Genomic DNA, 13,253 nt, shown 5'->3' with positions numbered 1-13,253 from the left:
GGGCAGCATCCCGGCCAGGCCGAGGGCGGCGGCCACGACGGCCAGCACCCTGCGCGGTACTGCTCGGGCAGGAGACACGGGACTTCCTTCCGGGGGTGGGGCGAAGGACCGAGCGTCGTGAGCATCAGACATCAGATGTCCGATGTCACGACGCTAGGTCCCGCCGCGCGGATCGTCAAGAGATCGACGAACGCCCACCCGCGGCAGGGCGCTGCCCGAGGATCACGCGTACATCAGGTGCAGCGTCATCCCGGCGTCGGCGTGCGCCAGGTTGTGGCAGTGGTTGGCCCACATCCCGGGGTTGTCGGCCCGGAACGCCACCTGCCACACCTCGCCCGGGCGTACGTCGAAGGAGTCCAGCCACAACGGACTGCCGGCCGCCGGTCTCCCGTCGCGGGCCAACACCAGGACGTGATGCCCGTGCAGGTGCCAGGGATGCACCACCTGGGACCGGTTCACGATCGTGAACCGGACGACGTCGCCGAAGCGGACGACCTGCGGCGGGATGTCCGGATCTGCCGCGCCGTTGACGGTGTGCGCGTACCGGGGCAACAGTCCGCGCAGGTCGAGACCGCGGTCGAGGACGAGGGTGAACGTCTTGTCGAACCGGGACCAGGGCACCGGGGCGGCGGCGCCGTAGCCGAGCGGATCCAGCACCGGCCACCCGTCGGTCGCCGCCGACACCGGCCCGGTCGCGTAGACCTCGCGTCCGTCCACGAACAGCGCCACCGGCGTGGCGGGTGCGGTGAACACCAGGTCGTAGCGGCCCCCGGCCGGGATCAGCACGGCGGTGTCCACCAGCGGCGTGGGGCCCCGCAGGTCGTAACCGTCGATCGCGGCGACCCGGAACGGTGCACCGGCCAGGGCGTACCGGTGGGTGGTGCTGTCGGTGTTGATCAGCCGCAGCCGCACCGGCGTCCCCGCCTGGACCGGCTCCGTCCTCGCCGCGGGCAGCGGCAGGCCGGACAGGGTGTGCACCGGCACGGTGACGTCGACGCCGGTCACCGGCGCCGGGCGCACCACCAGGACGCCGTAGAGCCCCTTGCGCACGCCGACGTCGGACGCCGAGTGGGTGTGGTACCAGTACGTCCCGACCTGGTCGGCCCGGAACCGGTAGACGAACTCCTGCCCGGGCAGCACCGCCGCCTGCGTCACGCCGGGCACCCCGTCCTGACTGTTCGGCACGTCGTACCCGTGCCAGTGCAGGGTGACCCCGCGCCCGATGTCCCGGTTGCGCAGCGTCACCTCCAGCACGTCGCCGACGGTGGCGGTCAGCTCCGGCCCGGGTACCTGCCCGTTGAACGCCCACGCCGCGACGTCCTGGCCGGCCACGGTCACCGTGGCGGTCCCGGCCGTCAGGGTGAACCGCCGCGTCGGTTCGCCCACGGTCCCCGCCGCCCGATACTGGTGATCGTGCGGTACGGCGGGAGCGGGCTCCGGGGTGACGGTCAGCCCGGTGCCGGTCACCAGCGCCGCGACCGCCACCGCGACGGCCGCCCGGGACACCGTCGGGGACGGACGTGCACCGAGGACCCGCCAGCTGACCGCGGTCGCCGCGACGACGCCGGCGAGCGCCAGCAGCCCGACGCCCGCCGACGCCGGGTAGCCGTGCAGGACCGTGACCAGCAGGCCGGCGCCGGCGGCGTACCCGGCGAAGAGCAGCGGGACCGCGACGGCGCGGACGTCGCCCGCGGCCCGCAGCAGCCGCGGCCCGGCGACGACCACGCCCGCGACCGACAGTGGCGCGGCGATGAGCACCTTCTCCGCCGCGAACCACCAGCCGGCGCGGGCGAGCGCGGTGACCGTGCCGGCCCGGGCGAGGGTGGCGAGCAGCGCCAGGGCGGCCAGCCCCAGGGCGAGCGGCCGGCGCCGGGCGGCCGACGCGGCGCCGGCGCCCAGCCAGCCGGCGGCCGCGAGGACCGCGATCACCAGGTCGACCGCGAGCAGCGAGCCGGTGGTCATGCCGGCTCGCCTTCCGGTACGACCACCGGGGCGGCACCGGCCGGCGTCGGGTCGGCCAGCTGCCGAGCCGCCTGGAGGACGCCGACCACGACGTGCACCGCGACGATGCCGTTGAGCGCGTGCAGCCCGGCGATGGTCAGGCCGAACGGCGTGCTGGCGCCGGCGGCGTCGGTCAAACCGCTCGCGAGCCCGGCGAGGAGCACCTGCAGGACGACGAGGCCGAGCGGCAGCACCGCCAGTCCGACGACCCGGCCCGGTGCCTTCGCCAGCACGGCGAACAGGATGGTGAGCAGGGTGAGAACGGGGATGACGGCCATCCCGGTGACGCTGTGCAGCAGGTACGCGCCGTCGCCCGCGGGCTTCGTGAAGGCGCCCACGGCGGCGAAGATGAACTGCAGGGCGAACGCGACGAGCGACAGCGTGCTGACGATGACGAAGGCCTTGCGCATGGTGAACTCCTAGTGGTGAGCCGGGGACAGGGCCTGGGCGACGTGCTCGGTGGCGGTGATCGCGCCGTACGCGACCAGCCGCACCAGGTCGGCGTCGTCCGGATGGGTGAACCGCCACAGGGCGACGTCGCCCGGGCTGATCGCGCTGGGCGCGAACGCCGCCAGCAACGCGATCCGGGTGCCGACGCGGTCCGCGCCCGGCACGTCCCGGACCAGATCCACCGCCCAGTCCGCGGGCCGGACCGGATACCGCCCGTCCTCCCACCGCACGGTCGCCGTGACCGTCTGGCGCGCCACATCGCCCAGCAGGTCTCCGCCCCGGGTGGCGGCGTCCCGCAACGCCGCGTACGCGACGCCGACCGGGCTGTCCCCGGCCCAGTGCGGTGGCGTCGTCGTGCCGGTGTCCAGGAGTGACAAGCTGCGGCCGGGCTCCCTCGGCTCCCGGGCCGCCCTGGCGTAGAGCCGGCCACCCACCGACCGCACCAGCGGGGAGCGCTGCAGACCGCCGGGCAGCAGGTCCGGGTCGAGCAGCGCCGAGACGACCCGGTTGATGAAGTGGAAGGCGAGCAGGGTGCCGGTGACCTCCGGGCGGTACGGGCTGGTCCAGTCGGCGGCCCGGGGGTTCCGGCTGGCCTCGGCCCAGCCGACGAGCTCGACGTGCCTCGGCACCGGTGGGGTACCGCCGCGGGCGATGACCTCGGCCAGCTCGTGCTCGCCCAGGGCGTGCAGCAGTAACACGTGCGCGTCGACGCAGAACCGGCACCGGTTGGCCCGGGACACCGCCGCCGCGACGAGCTCGCGGTCGACCCGGGACGCGTCCCCGGCGAGCAGCGCCTCGCGCATCAGCGCCCAGGTCGCGGCCTGCACCTCCGGCACGGGCGAGAGCGCCTGGAAGGTGGGCACCGGCCCGAGGAACTCGTCCCGCAGCTGCCGGTAGACCGCCGCGGTGCGACCGGTCGCCGTCGACGCCTTCGCTGGGGTGAAGAAGCGGTATGTCATGGGTTCGATGCTCGCCGCGGTGGGCCGGTAAGGCGTCGTGCCGCCGCAGGCACTTGCCCGGCCGCCGATACCACGTTCGCGGTACGCCCCAGCTACCGCGCCAGGAGGATGCTCCCCGACGACTGCCGCTCTACAGTTCGATCATGCGCCGCGATCTGCCGTACGCCCTCGGCGGCCTCGCCCTCGGCGGCCTCCTGCTCGGCAACGCCACGCTCGCCCCGGACGCCGCACCGGTGCGGGCGATCGACGTCGCCCTGATCCTGCTCATGGCGGCCGCGCTGGCGGTGTGCCGGCGCTTCCCGGTGGTGGCGTTGGCAGTGGTGACCGCCGCCATGCTGGCCCTCCACGTCCGGGTGCACCCCGGGGCGGCCGCCTCGTTCCCCGTCCTCGGCACCGTCTACGTCGCCGCCTGGCGCGGACACCGGGTGGCCGCCGCCCTGGCCAGCCTGGTCTTCCTCGGCGTCTTCCTGGCCCGGGACGTCTCGGTCGCGCCCACCGACCGGCCCGGGCAGCTGATCGTCGAGCGGACCTCGCTGCTGCTGGGCTGGTTCGTGGCGGCCAACGTCGCCGGGCTCGTCGCTGGGCAGCGCCGGGCGTACCTGGAACAGGTCGAGCAGCGGGCGATCGAGGCCGAACGCACCCGCGAGGAGATGGCGTTGCGCCGCGCCGGCGAGGAGCGGCTGCGGATCGCCCGGGACCTGCACGACTCGCTGACCCACAGCATCTCCGTGATCAAGGTCCAGGCCGGGATCGCCGTGCACCTGGCCCGCAAGCACCACGAGGAACCGTCGGCCGCGCTGCTGGCGATCCAGGAGGCCAGCGGCGCCGCGATGCGGGAGCTGCGGGCGACGCTGGACGTCCTGCGCTCGCCCGCCGACGGGGACCGGGTCGGGCTGGCCCGGGTGGACGAGCTGGCGGAGCGGACCCGGGCGGCCGGCGTACCGGTGCGGGTGACCGTCAGCGGTCCGCCGCGGGAGCTGCCCGCCGAGGTCGACCAGGCCGGGTACCGCGTGGTCCAGGAGGCGCTGACCAACGTGGCCCGCCACGCCGGCCCCGCCACCGCACAGGTCCACATCGAGTACGCCCCGGCCCAGCTGACCGTCGCGGTGGACGACGACGGCCAGGCGTCGCCGGACCGCCCGGTCACCCCGGGCGTGGGTTTGCGCGGCATGCGGGAACGGGTCACCGGGCTGGGCGGCACGCTGCGGACCGCCGCCCGCGACGGCGGTGGGTTCGCGGTACGGGCCACCTTCCCGCTGGACGGGCCGGCATGACCGAGCGCTTGCGTGAGGTCTGGCCGGCTCAGTCCGTCACGGATCGTGGCGGCTCCGACCGGAGGGAGGAGCCGGCATGATCCGGGTGCTGCTGGTCGACGACCAGGCGCTGATGCGGGCCGGATTCCGGGCGCTGCTCGACGCCGAGGACGACCTGGAGGTCGTCGGCGAGGCCGCCGACGGCGCCGCGGCGGTCGAGCTGTCCCGCCGCCTGCGGCCGGACGTGGTGCTGATGGACGTGCAGATGCCGGGACTCGACGGCATCGAGGCCACCCGGCGGATCGCCGCCGCTCCCGACCTCGCCGCGGTCCGCGTCCTCATCCTCACCAACTACGGGCTCGACTCGTACGTCTTCGCCGCGCTCCGCGCGGGCGCCAGCGGGTTCCTCCTGAAGGACGCCGACCCCGCCGACCTGTTGCAGGCCGTCGACGTCGTGGCGCGCGGCGACGCGCTGCTCGCCCCGGCGGTCACCCGCACGCTGATCAGCGAGTTCGTCGCCGGCCCGCCGCCGGCCGATGCGGCGGCCGGACGCGACGTGCTGACCGCCCGGGAGCAGGAGATCGTCGAGTTGGTCGCCCGGGGGCTGAGCAACGACGAGATCGCCGAGCGCATGGTGATCAGCCCGTTGACCGCCAAGACCCACGTCAACCGGGCGATGACCAAGCTGCACTGCCGCGACCGTGCCCAGCTGGTCGTGTGGGCGTACGAGTCGGGGCTGATCACGCCACGCCGCCGGTGAACCCGGTGCGCCGAACGCGCGACCAGGGCACCAGCTGGACGACCCCGAAGGCCACCTCGACGACGAGGAACAGCCAGAGCAGCCGGAAGGCGCCGTGGCCCAGCGCGTACGCCTGCCACGCCGCGAACAGCGTGCGGGCGACGCCGTCGGCCAGTCCGTGCACCGGCAGCGGCTGGACGATGCGCAGCAGGGCCCAGACGACCACGACCGAGCCCATGAGGTTCGCGTACAGCGTCTGCACCGGGTCGAGGGCGGGCAGCGTGCCGAGCCCGAGCGTGCCGCCGAGCGCCGACAGTGCGCGGTGCGCCAGCGCGTACGTCCACGGCGTCGCGAAGCCCGCGGTGACGACGAGGTCGTACCAGGCGCTCGCCCGCACGACGCGGAGGTAGTCGGGGTGGGAAGGGGTGCGGGAACGGATCACGACGAGACTCCTGCTGGTCATCCGGCAGCGACGCCTCACGGTAAACAGTGGAGTACGCTCCAAGGTCAAGACCGCGATCCGGCGGAGGGTCATGCGCATCGGGGAGTTGGCCGCGCAAGCGGGGATGACCAGGGACACCATCCGGTTCTACGAGAAGGTCGGCCTCGTCTCGGGTCGACGGTTGCCCAACGGCTACCGCGATTTTCCGCCCGAGACGGTGCCCTGGCTGGCGTACGTCCGCACGGCGCAGGCCCTCGGGTTCTCGCTCGCGGAGATCGCCCGGCACGGCGCGGAACTGCGCGACGCCCCGGACGCCGCCGAGGCGCTGTCCGCGCTGTTCGAAGACAAGATCCGGGTCGTCGACGCGCGGATGGCCGAGCTGGCCGCGCTGCGGGCCGACCTCCAGGCGCGGGTCGGCACCGGATGCCCGATGCGGGCGGTCGGCCAGGCCGGCTGAGCGCAGCCCTACTCGTGCGGGCGGCGTCCGAGACCCCTCGCGGCGGCCCGGCGCGGCGGGCATCATCGATGGTCCTTCCCGCTGTCCCTGCCCTGGGAGCCGCATTGCGTGTCGGCATGACAACCAGCGCCGGTAAAGCCGGCCGACCGAACGAGGACTTCGTCGGCGCCGTTCCCGGCGCTGTGGTGCTGCTGGACGGTGCCGGCATCCCCGGCACCGAGTCGATCTGCCGCCACGGGGTCGCCTGGTACACCCACCGGCTCGGCGGCGCGCTGCTCGGCCGGCTGTCACGGGACGACGGGCGTACTCTCACGACCATCCTCGCGGAGGCGATCGCCGAGACGGCCAAGGATCACCGGCACACCTGCGACCTCACCGACCCGAGCAGTCCGCAGGCGACCGTGGCGATCGTCCGCGCCCACCGGGGCCGGCTGGACCATCTGCTGCTCGCGGACTCCTTCCTCGTCCTCGACCCGGTCCGCGGTGGTCCGCAGGTCCGCACCGACGAGCGCGAGGTCGCCGCCCGGCGGGTCTGCGCGGCGCCGCTGGACGGCGTGCCCGGCGGAACACCGGAGTACTACCGCGTCCTCGACTCGTGCCGCCAGGCGCTGCGGGCCCGCCGGAACCAGCCGGGCGGCTACTGGATTGCCAAGGACGATCCGCGCGCGGCCGAGGAAGCGGTGACCGGCAGCCGGCCCCTGGCCGAGCTGGCCGGCGTGGCGTTGCTCAGCAACGGCGCCAGCCGCATCGTCAGCCCGTACCGCCTGACCGACTGGCCCGGCGTACTGGACCTGTTGCGCAGTCACGGGCCGGCCGAGGTCATCCGGCGGGTCCGGCAGGCCGAAGCCCACGCCGGCGGCCCCGATGCGCCGGACGACGCCACGGTCGCGCACTGCACCCACCTGCCAGGCTCCGGGGCCGGCGAACCTCGGCCGGCAGGAACCAGCGGCCAGGGCCTTCGCGGCACCTGATGTGCCGCGCCTGCTTGCCCCTCAACCTGGTCGAGCCCTCAGGATCGTCGCGTCAGCCGGTCGACGATCAATGGGAGTGATGGTGGATCTCGTCGTCGGCGCCGGTGCGCGGCGACGCCTGCAGGGCACCGACGGCGCGGCCCATGCGGGTGACGGCCTCGGTGAGCACCGCGGGTGAGGTGGCGAAGTTGAGCCGGACGAAGCCGGTGCCGCCGGTGCCGAAGACGTGCCCGGAACTGAGCGCGACCCGGGCCCGGTCGAGGAACATCCGCGCCGGCCCGGCGAGGTCGCTGGCCACCCCGGGTTCGCCGGCCGGCCGCTCGGTGTCGATGCCCAGCCCGGCGCAGTCGAGCCAGGCTAGGTAGGTGCCCTCGGGGCGGCGGTAGCCGACGGACGGGAGGTGCTTCGCCAGCAGCGTCTCCAGCAGCGTGCGGTTGGCGTCGAGGCCGTCCAGCAGGAGGTCGAGCCACCGGCCGCCAGCGCGGAACGCGGCGGTGTGCGCGAGGATGCCGAGGTGGCTGGGGCCGTGGCTGACCTCCTCCGGCATCCGGTTGAGGTCGGCGGCGGCCCGTGGCCCGGCGACCGCGAGCGCCGCCTTGAGGCCGGCGAGGTTCCACGCCTTCGACGCGGAGGTCAGGGCGAACGCGTTCTCGGCGCCGGCCACCGTGAGGTACGGGGTGAAGCGCGCCCCGGACAGCACCAGCGGAGCGTGGATCTCGTCGGAGACCACCCGCACGCCGTGCCGGCCGGCCAGGTCGGCGACGGCCTCAAGCTCGTCCCGGCGGTGCACCACCCCGGTCGGGTTGTGCGGGTTGCACAGCAGGAACGCCGGGCGGCGGCCGTACTCCCGCGCGCGGCGGAACGCCTCGTCGAGGGCGGCGAGGTCGATGCGCAGGTCCGGTCCGAGCGGGGCCTCGATCACCCGCCGGTCGGCGTGGCCGACGAACGCGTAGAAGGGCGGGTAGACGGGGGAGCAGACCACCACCGCGTCGCCCGGGTCGGTCACCAGCCGGAGCACCTCGACGATGCCCATCATCACGTCCGGGACGACGGCGGTGCGCTCGACCCGGAAGTCGTGCCAGCCCCAGCGCTCGGCGGCGAACTCGCCGAGCGCCTCGGCGTACGCGGTGCCGTGGGGGTAGCCGGTGTCGCCGAGGTCGACCGCCCGGCGCAGCGCGTCCGCCACCACGGGAGCCAGCGGCACGTCCATCTCCGCCACCCAGAGCGGAAGGACGTCCGGCGGGTGCATGCGCCACTTCACGCTGGTGCGCTGCCGCAGCTCCGCCAGCGTCAGCACGGTGAGCGGATTGTGCGCCGGGGAGCCGTCGACGGGGCTTGCCATGCCGCCCACCCTAGGCCCTGCGCCGACCGCCGGTGCTGGGGCGTCACCAGCGGTTGCGCGCCTCCTCGGCCCAGCCGACCAGGCCGGCCAGGTCGACCCGATCGCCGTCGTCGGTCGCCGCCCAGCCGGTGAAGTGCCCGAAGCACTGGTGCGTCTCGTTGGCGAGCACCCCGAGGTTGGTCCGGGCGATCTTCTCGTGGAACGGGTGGAACTCCACCGCCACCCGCTCACCGCTGATCCGCCACGGCCGCAGCCAGTCGGTGCGGTCGTACTCCCAGCGCAGCTCGTCGCCGATCTTGTGCAGCCGGCCGTCGACGACGAGGCCGTTCTCGGTCGATCCGGTGCCGTCGGTCCACCTGCCGCCGAGCTGGATCGCCCGCCCCGGGGCGCTGCCGGCGGCCCAGTTCCACCGGATCGCGTACGGCCACCGGCCGCGGCCGTGGTCGAGCACGGCGAAGGAGTCCGCCTCGGCGACCTGGTGCTCCACCCCGTCGACCAGCAGCGTGCCGCGCACCGGGCGGCCGACGTCCTTGACCGTGTACTGGAACCGGCGGGTGCTCCAGGGCACCACCACGCCGAGCGCCTCGTGCCCCGCCGGCAGCGGCACCACCAGATCGACCTCCAGACCGGGGGCGCTGGCGCGGATCGTGGTGCCCGAGGCCGCCTGCGCGATGTCGATCGAGAGCCCGCCGCCGTTGGCCCGCACCGCGCCCGCCCCGCTGGCCGGCGGGAAGAGCGTGCCCCGGGCGAAGGGCACCACCGCGTTCCGGTCGATCTCGACCTTGGTGGCCCGGTCGAGCAGGTAGAGGCCGTGCACGCCGGCGTAGTCCAGCGACGAGGCGACCAGGCCGACGATGTGGCTCGGCGTGACGATGCCCCAGTACTCCCAGCGCTTGTTGCGGCCCCAGCCACGCAGGTTCGCCCGGTGCACGGGCCGCCGGCTCCAGCCCACCGCCGCGGGATTGAGCCGCCCGTTCGGCAGGCACAGGTCGACCGGCTCGGTGATCTCCCTCTCGCGCGTCACGACGGCGAGGGTATCCGGCCGGCACGAGCGGATCGGCCGCCCGGGGCGGGGCGGTGAGCTGGCGTGGTATGACTGCTCTAACCCGGTACAAGTCCGGCAGAACAGGCGAACCTATGACAACCGGCAGGGTGGGTGGGCTGCTGCGCGGGCCCGGAGATCCCCGGGCCACGTACCTGGAACTCTTCTTCGATCTGGCGTTCGTCTTCGCGCTCGCGCAGCTGTCGTACGCGCTGCTGACGGACCTCTCCGTCAGTGGTGCCGTCGACGCGCTGGTGCTGCTGCTGGCCGTGTGGTGGGTCTGGTTCACCACCGCCTGGATCACCGAGTTGTTCGACCCGCAGCGGCCGGAGATCCAGGCCCTGACCATCGCGATCATGATCGGCGTCCTCGTGATGGCGGTCGCCCTGCCGGACGCGTTCGGCGAGCAGGGGTTGGTCTTCGCGGGCGCGTACGTGGCCATCCACCTCGGCCGCGAACTCTTCCTGGTGGTCGTGCTGCGGGGGCACGAGCTGCGGCGCACGACCCTGCGAGGGCTGTTCTGGTTCGGCGTGTCCGCGCTGCCGTGGCTCGCCGGCGCGCTGGCGCCCGGTACGGCACGGGGCATCCTGTGGACCCTGGCGGTGGGACTGGACTACGCCGCGTACGCCTTCCGCCACCCCACCCCGGGGATCGGCCGCACGCCCATCGCGCAGCTGCCCAGCGTGGCCGAGCACCTGGCCGAACGGTATCGGCAGTTCTTCATCATCGCGCTCGGCGAGTTCATCCTGGTGACCGGACTGACGCTGCGCGGCACCGGTTTCACGACGTACGGCACCATCGCCTTCCTCGTGTCGATCACCACCACGGTGCTGCTGTGGCGGATCTACATCTACCGCGCGGGGGAACTGCTCTCCGCCGCCATCGACGCGGCCCCGGACCGGGCCCGCCTCGCCCGATCCGTGTCGTACACCCACCTGGCGATGGTGGCCGGCACCGTGTTCACCGCGGTCGGCGCGGAACTCGTCATCGCCCATCCCCTCGGGCACAGCGAGCCCGCCTGGGTCGCCGTGCTGCTCGGCGGTCCCGCGCTGTTCCTCGCCGGACGGGCCGCCTTCGAGTACACCGTCTTCGCCCGCCTGTCCCGCGGGCGGTTGATCGGGCTGCTGGCGGCGGTCGCCCTGATCCCGGCGATGCGCCACGTGCCGCCGCTGCTGTCCGCCCTGACCGCCACCGCCGTACTCGCCGGTGTGGCCGTCTCCGACGTGGCCCGCGCCCGAGGGCGCCCGCCCGAGGTGCCGTCGCCACCGACCTGACCGGCGACCACCGGCGCCGGGTTCGGCCAGCGGCGCCGGCACCAGGCGACCCGGGCGGCGGATCGCTATCCGGCCCGCGGCGGCTCTGGCTCCGTCGGCCTGCGCAGGCGCTCGACCAGCTCCCGCGCCGCCTCGACGAAGCGCGGGTCGGACTCGCAGGCCCGGTGTCCCTGGATCGGCGGCGGGACGCTGTCGCCCGGTGGCGTCACCACGTCGGCGGGATCCCGGAGCCGGCGGTCCACGGCCGCCGCCGGGCCGGCGGGGGCCGGCGCGGTGGGCAGGTGCGCGGAGAAGACCCAGCCGCCGATCGGGTCCGTGCCGCGCCACAGGTTCACCCACCGCCACCCGACCCGGGCGCCGATCTCGTGCAGCACCTCGTCGTCGATGTAGGCGGGGAAGAGCCGGGCGTAGATCCGGCGCAGCGGTGACCCGTGGGTGAGCAGGGCGACCCGGTCGCTGACCGCGGGTGGCAGTTGAAGCACCGTCGCGGCGGCCAGCACCGAACCGTAGCTGTGCCCGGTGAGCAGCACCGCGTTGCCGCGCCCGACCAGGTACGTGATCCGCCGGGTCAGCTCCGGCACGGCGCGCTCGGCGTAGCAGGGCGGCGCGAACGGGTGGGCGGCTCGCGGCCAGAACGTGCCCAGGTCCCACAGGACACCGACGTGGCGCCGGAACTCGACGGTCCGGTAGGCGAAGATCCCACCGACCACCAGGCCCAGGATGATCGCCGCGATCACCCAGCTACCGAACGCCATGGCGAAGGTGACCAGGTCGGCCGGCACACCGGCGTACCGCTCCAGAGCGCCGGCCGGATACAGCCCCAGCAGCCCGATGGTGGTGGTGGCCGTGCCGAGCCCGGCGAGGCCGGCGTAGACCACGGCCAGCGGGATCAGCAGTTCGGTGAACCGGGCCTGGGCCACCGCCCCGCGCACCTGGTGCAGGCGTGGCTCCGCCTCCGCCGGCGGATCCGGGTAGTCGTGCGCGACGAGCGTCGCCGCGGTGCGGTGGCGGCCGCGCCGCGAGATCAGCGCGACCAGGCCCACGACCACCAGCGTGACCAGCACCGCGCGGAGGAGGCCGTAGATCGCCCAGGTGTACGCCCGCGGCGGGCCGTCGGCCACCCCCACCGCGGTGGGCGTGTCGCGGTCCAGGAAGTCCGCCACCCGGTAGACCAGCTCGGCGGAGTACGCCACCGCCACGCTGATCGCGGTGGCCGCGACCGCCAGCGCGCCCAGCCCGAACAGCGGCGTGTCCTCCGGCCGGCGTTCCCGGCTCCAGAGCAGCATGGCGGCCAGCGCGATCAGCAGCGCCGTCTGGGCGACGAACAGGCCGGTGAGGATCGAGTCGTAGCCGGGCAGGCCGCCCCCCTCGGGCCAGCGCGCCGGGCTGGCAAGAAGATGGGCCGCCACCACGACGGTGAGGACGAGGGAGATCGTCCGCAACGTACGGGTGACCCGGTCCAGCCGCCGGTCCGTGGCACCCCGGTCGATCAGCGGGGGTGTGCAGAGCAGCACCGCACACGCGACCAGGACCGTCCCGGCGGCGACCGCCAGCGCGACGGTGCCGGCCGTCGCCCCGGCCGAGGCCCGGGCGGCGAGCAGGGTGACGTCCAGCGTCGCGAACGCCGCCGCGACGTGGACGGCGCGCAGCCGGCCCACCAGCGGCTCGGCGTCCCACTGGCCGACCGCGCTGAGCCGGTGCCGGGAGACCTGCGCCTCCGGAGCGCGGAACGCCTCGAACACCCGCCCCGGGCGGGTGCTGGCCCGCCAGAGCAGGCCGATGGCGGCGGCCGGCACCAGCGCGAGCACCGCCAGCCGCAGCCCGACCGGTCGCCCGGCCAACCAGGACAACCAACTGCGCCCTTCCAGGCAGGGCGCCGAGGTCAGACACTTCCACGCGATCAGGTCCAGCGCGACGCCGGCGGCGGCCAGCACGTACAGGCCGGTGAGGGTGAGCGCCAGCAACCGGCACAGGGATCTGATCACCGCGTCCGAGCCGGGATTCGCCGGGCGCATCCAGATCGCCACGTTGACCAGCATGAACGGCAGCAGGAACACCAGCGACAGGGTGCGGGCCACGGTCCCCGACGGAAGATCACCCCAGCGGTACGCCTCCAGCGTCACCTGCCCGCCGTCGTCGGTGTCCGAGCACCGGCGGGTCCGGTAGAAGCCCCCGCTGCGGTCGCCCGCGACCTGCTCGATCCGCGGCAGGTCCAGCACCTCGTCGGCGCTCGCGCTGGCGGCCCCGTGCACCCGCAACTCCACCACGTCGTCGGGCGTCCCCGGCCCGCCCCACCGCGCTGACCCATCCGACATCGGCCCCC

Annotated in this window: 12 protein-coding genes; 5 read left to right on the top strand and 7 right to left on the bottom strand. The window is 74.4% G+C overall.

What is annotated here, in order from left to right; genetic code table 11:
* Positions 1 to 222 precede the first annotated feature (222 nt).
* The 3 genes from DLJ47_RS03165 to DLJ47_RS03155 are packed head-to-tail and all read right to left on the bottom strand — an operon-like array spanning position 223 to position 3,410.
* Entirely contained in the window at positions 223 to 1,962 is a 1,740-nt protein-coding gene (locus tag DLJ47_RS03165; protein WP_109898610.1) for a multicopper oxidase family protein, read from the bottom strand.
* Positions 1,959 to 2,411 (bottom strand): DUF6220 domain-containing protein, encoded by a 453-nt coding sequence (locus tag DLJ47_RS03160; RefSeq protein ID WP_109898609.1) that lies wholly within the window; start codon positions 2,409 to 2,411, stop codon positions 1,959 to 1,961. Before DLJ47_RS03160 ends, DLJ47_RS03165 begins: the two co-directional genes overlap by 4 nt.
* Positions 2,412 to 2,420: 9 nt before the next feature.
* Positions 2,421 to 3,410 (bottom strand): carboxymuconolactone decarboxylase family protein, encoded by a 990-nt coding sequence (locus tag DLJ47_RS03155; RefSeq protein WP_109898608.1) that lies wholly within the window; start codon positions 3,408 to 3,410, stop codon positions 2,421 to 2,423.
* A 143-nt stretch (positions 3,411 to 3,553) separates the two neighbouring features.
* On the opposite strand from DLJ47_RS03155, the gene DLJ47_RS03150 reads away from it, so the two are divergent.
* Together DLJ47_RS03150 and DLJ47_RS03145 are read left to right on the top strand one after the other, a co-directional pair.
* Positions 3,554 to 4,684 carry a sensor histidine kinase gene (locus tag DLJ47_RS03150; RefSeq protein WP_109898607.1) on the top strand — a complete coding sequence of 377 codons (1,131 nt, stop codon included), beginning with the start codon at positions 3,554 to 3,556 and terminating at the stop codon, positions 4,682 to 4,684.
* A gap of 76 nt (positions 4,685 to 4,760) precedes the next feature.
* Complete coding sequence (locus DLJ47_RS03145) at positions 4,761 to 5,423, top strand: response regulator (RefSeq protein WP_109898606.1); 663 nt, start codon at positions 4,761 to 4,763, stop codon at positions 5,421 to 5,423.
* Here the strand turns inward: DLJ47_RS03145 and DLJ47_RS03140 are convergent.
* A complete protein-coding gene (locus tag DLJ47_RS03140) occupies positions 5,404 to 5,844 on the bottom strand; it encodes a hypothetical protein (RefSeq protein WP_109898605.1) in 441 nt (146 codons plus the stop codon). The genes DLJ47_RS03145 and DLJ47_RS03140 overlap by 20 nt on opposite strands.
* Positions 5,845 to 5,935: 91 nt before the next feature.
* Here DLJ47_RS03140 and DLJ47_RS03135 point away from each other — a divergent pair, with 91 nt between their 5' ends.
* Both DLJ47_RS03135 and DLJ47_RS03130 read left to right on the top strand, forming a co-directional pair.
* On the top strand, positions 5,936 to 6,301 hold the full coding sequence (locus DLJ47_RS03135) for a MerR family transcriptional regulator (protein ID WP_109898611.1): 366 nt from the start codon (positions 5,936 to 5,938) through the stop codon (positions 6,299 to 6,301).
* Between the two features lie 116 nt (positions 6,302 to 6,417).
* A complete protein-coding gene (locus DLJ47_RS03130) occupies positions 6,418 to 7,272 on the top strand; it encodes a hypothetical protein (RefSeq protein WP_233257629.1) in 855 nt (284 codons plus the stop codon).
* 67 nt (positions 7,273 to 7,339) lie between these two features.
* On the opposite strand, the gene DLJ47_RS03125 is transcribed toward DLJ47_RS03130, so the two are convergent.
* Both DLJ47_RS03125 and DLJ47_RS03120 read right to left on the bottom strand, forming a co-directional pair.
* On the bottom strand, positions 7,340 to 8,614 hold the full coding sequence (locus DLJ47_RS03125) for a MalY/PatB family protein (protein ID WP_109898604.1): 1,275 nt from the start codon (positions 8,612 to 8,614) through the stop codon (positions 7,340 to 7,342).
* Positions 8,615 to 8,657: 43 nt separating this feature from the next.
* Complete coding sequence (locus DLJ47_RS03120) at positions 8,658 to 9,638, bottom strand: DUF2804 domain-containing protein (protein WP_109898603.1); 981 nt, start codon at positions 9,636 to 9,638, stop codon at positions 8,658 to 8,660.
* A 113-nt stretch (positions 9,639 to 9,751) separates the two neighbouring features.
* Here DLJ47_RS03120 and DLJ47_RS03115 point away from each other — a divergent pair, with 113 nt between their 5' ends.
* Positions 9,752 to 10,930, top strand: a complete 1,179-nt coding sequence (locus tag DLJ47_RS03115; RefSeq protein ID WP_109898602.1) for a low temperature requirement protein A — start codon at positions 9,752 to 9,754, stop codon at positions 10,928 to 10,930.
* A 65-nt stretch (positions 10,931 to 10,995) separates the two neighbouring features.
* On the opposite strand, the gene DLJ47_RS03110 is transcribed toward DLJ47_RS03115, so the two are convergent.
* A complete protein-coding gene (locus tag DLJ47_RS03110) occupies positions 10,996 to 13,245 on the bottom strand; it encodes a hypothetical protein (RefSeq protein ID WP_109898601.1) in 2,250 nt (749 codons plus the stop codon).
* Between the last annotated feature and the right edge of the window lie 8 nt (positions 13,246 to 13,253).

It is taken from the genome of Micromonospora sp. S4605, assembly GCF_003176715.1.
Taxonomy (GTDB): domain Bacteria; phylum Actinomycetota; class Actinomycetes; order Mycobacteriales; family Micromonosporaceae; genus Micromonospora; species Micromonospora echinaurantiaca.
Note: the sequence above shows the minus strand (reverse complement) of the source record. Positions and strands in the feature narration are given on the sequence as shown.

Bases quoted from the DNA above. Each gene is read 5' to 3' on its own strand.
- DLJ47_RS03165 (WP_109898610.1), bottom strand. From the start codon at position 1,962: ATGACCACCGGCTCGCTGCTCGCGGTCGACCTGGTGATCGCGGTCCTC.
- DLJ47_RS03160 (WP_109898609.1), bottom strand. From the start codon at position 2,411: ATGCGCAAGGCCTTCGTCATCGTCAGCACGCTGTCGCTCGTCGCGTTC.
- DLJ47_RS03155 (WP_109898608.1), bottom strand. From the start codon at position 3,410: ATGACATACCGCTTCTTCACCCCAGCGAAGGCGTCGACGGCGACCGGT.
- DLJ47_RS03150 (WP_109898607.1), top strand. From the start codon at position 3,554: ATGCGCCGCGATCTGCCGTACGCCCTCGGCGGCCTCGCCCTCGGCGGC.
- DLJ47_RS03145 (WP_109898606.1), top strand. From the start codon at position 4,761: ATGATCCGGGTGCTGCTGGTCGACGACCAGGCGCTGATGCGGGCCGGA.
- DLJ47_RS03135 (WP_109898611.1), top strand. From the start codon at position 5,936: ATGCGCATCGGGGAGTTGGCCGCGCAAGCGGGGATGACCAGGGACACC.
- DLJ47_RS03130 (WP_233257629.1), top strand. From the start codon at position 6,418: ATGACAACCAGCGCCGGTAAAGCCGGCCGACCGAACGAGGACTTCGTC.
- DLJ47_RS03125 (WP_109898604.1), bottom strand. From the start codon at position 8,614: ATGGCAAGCCCCGTCGACGGCTCCCCGGCGCACAATCCGCTCACCGTG.
- DLJ47_RS03115 (WP_109898602.1), top strand. From the start codon at position 9,752: ATGACAACCGGCAGGGTGGGTGGGCTGCTGCGCGGGCCCGGAGATCCC.
- DLJ47_RS03110 (WP_109898601.1), bottom strand. From the start codon at position 13,245: ATGTCGGATGGGTCAGCGCGGTGGGGCGGGCCGGGGACGCCCGACGAC.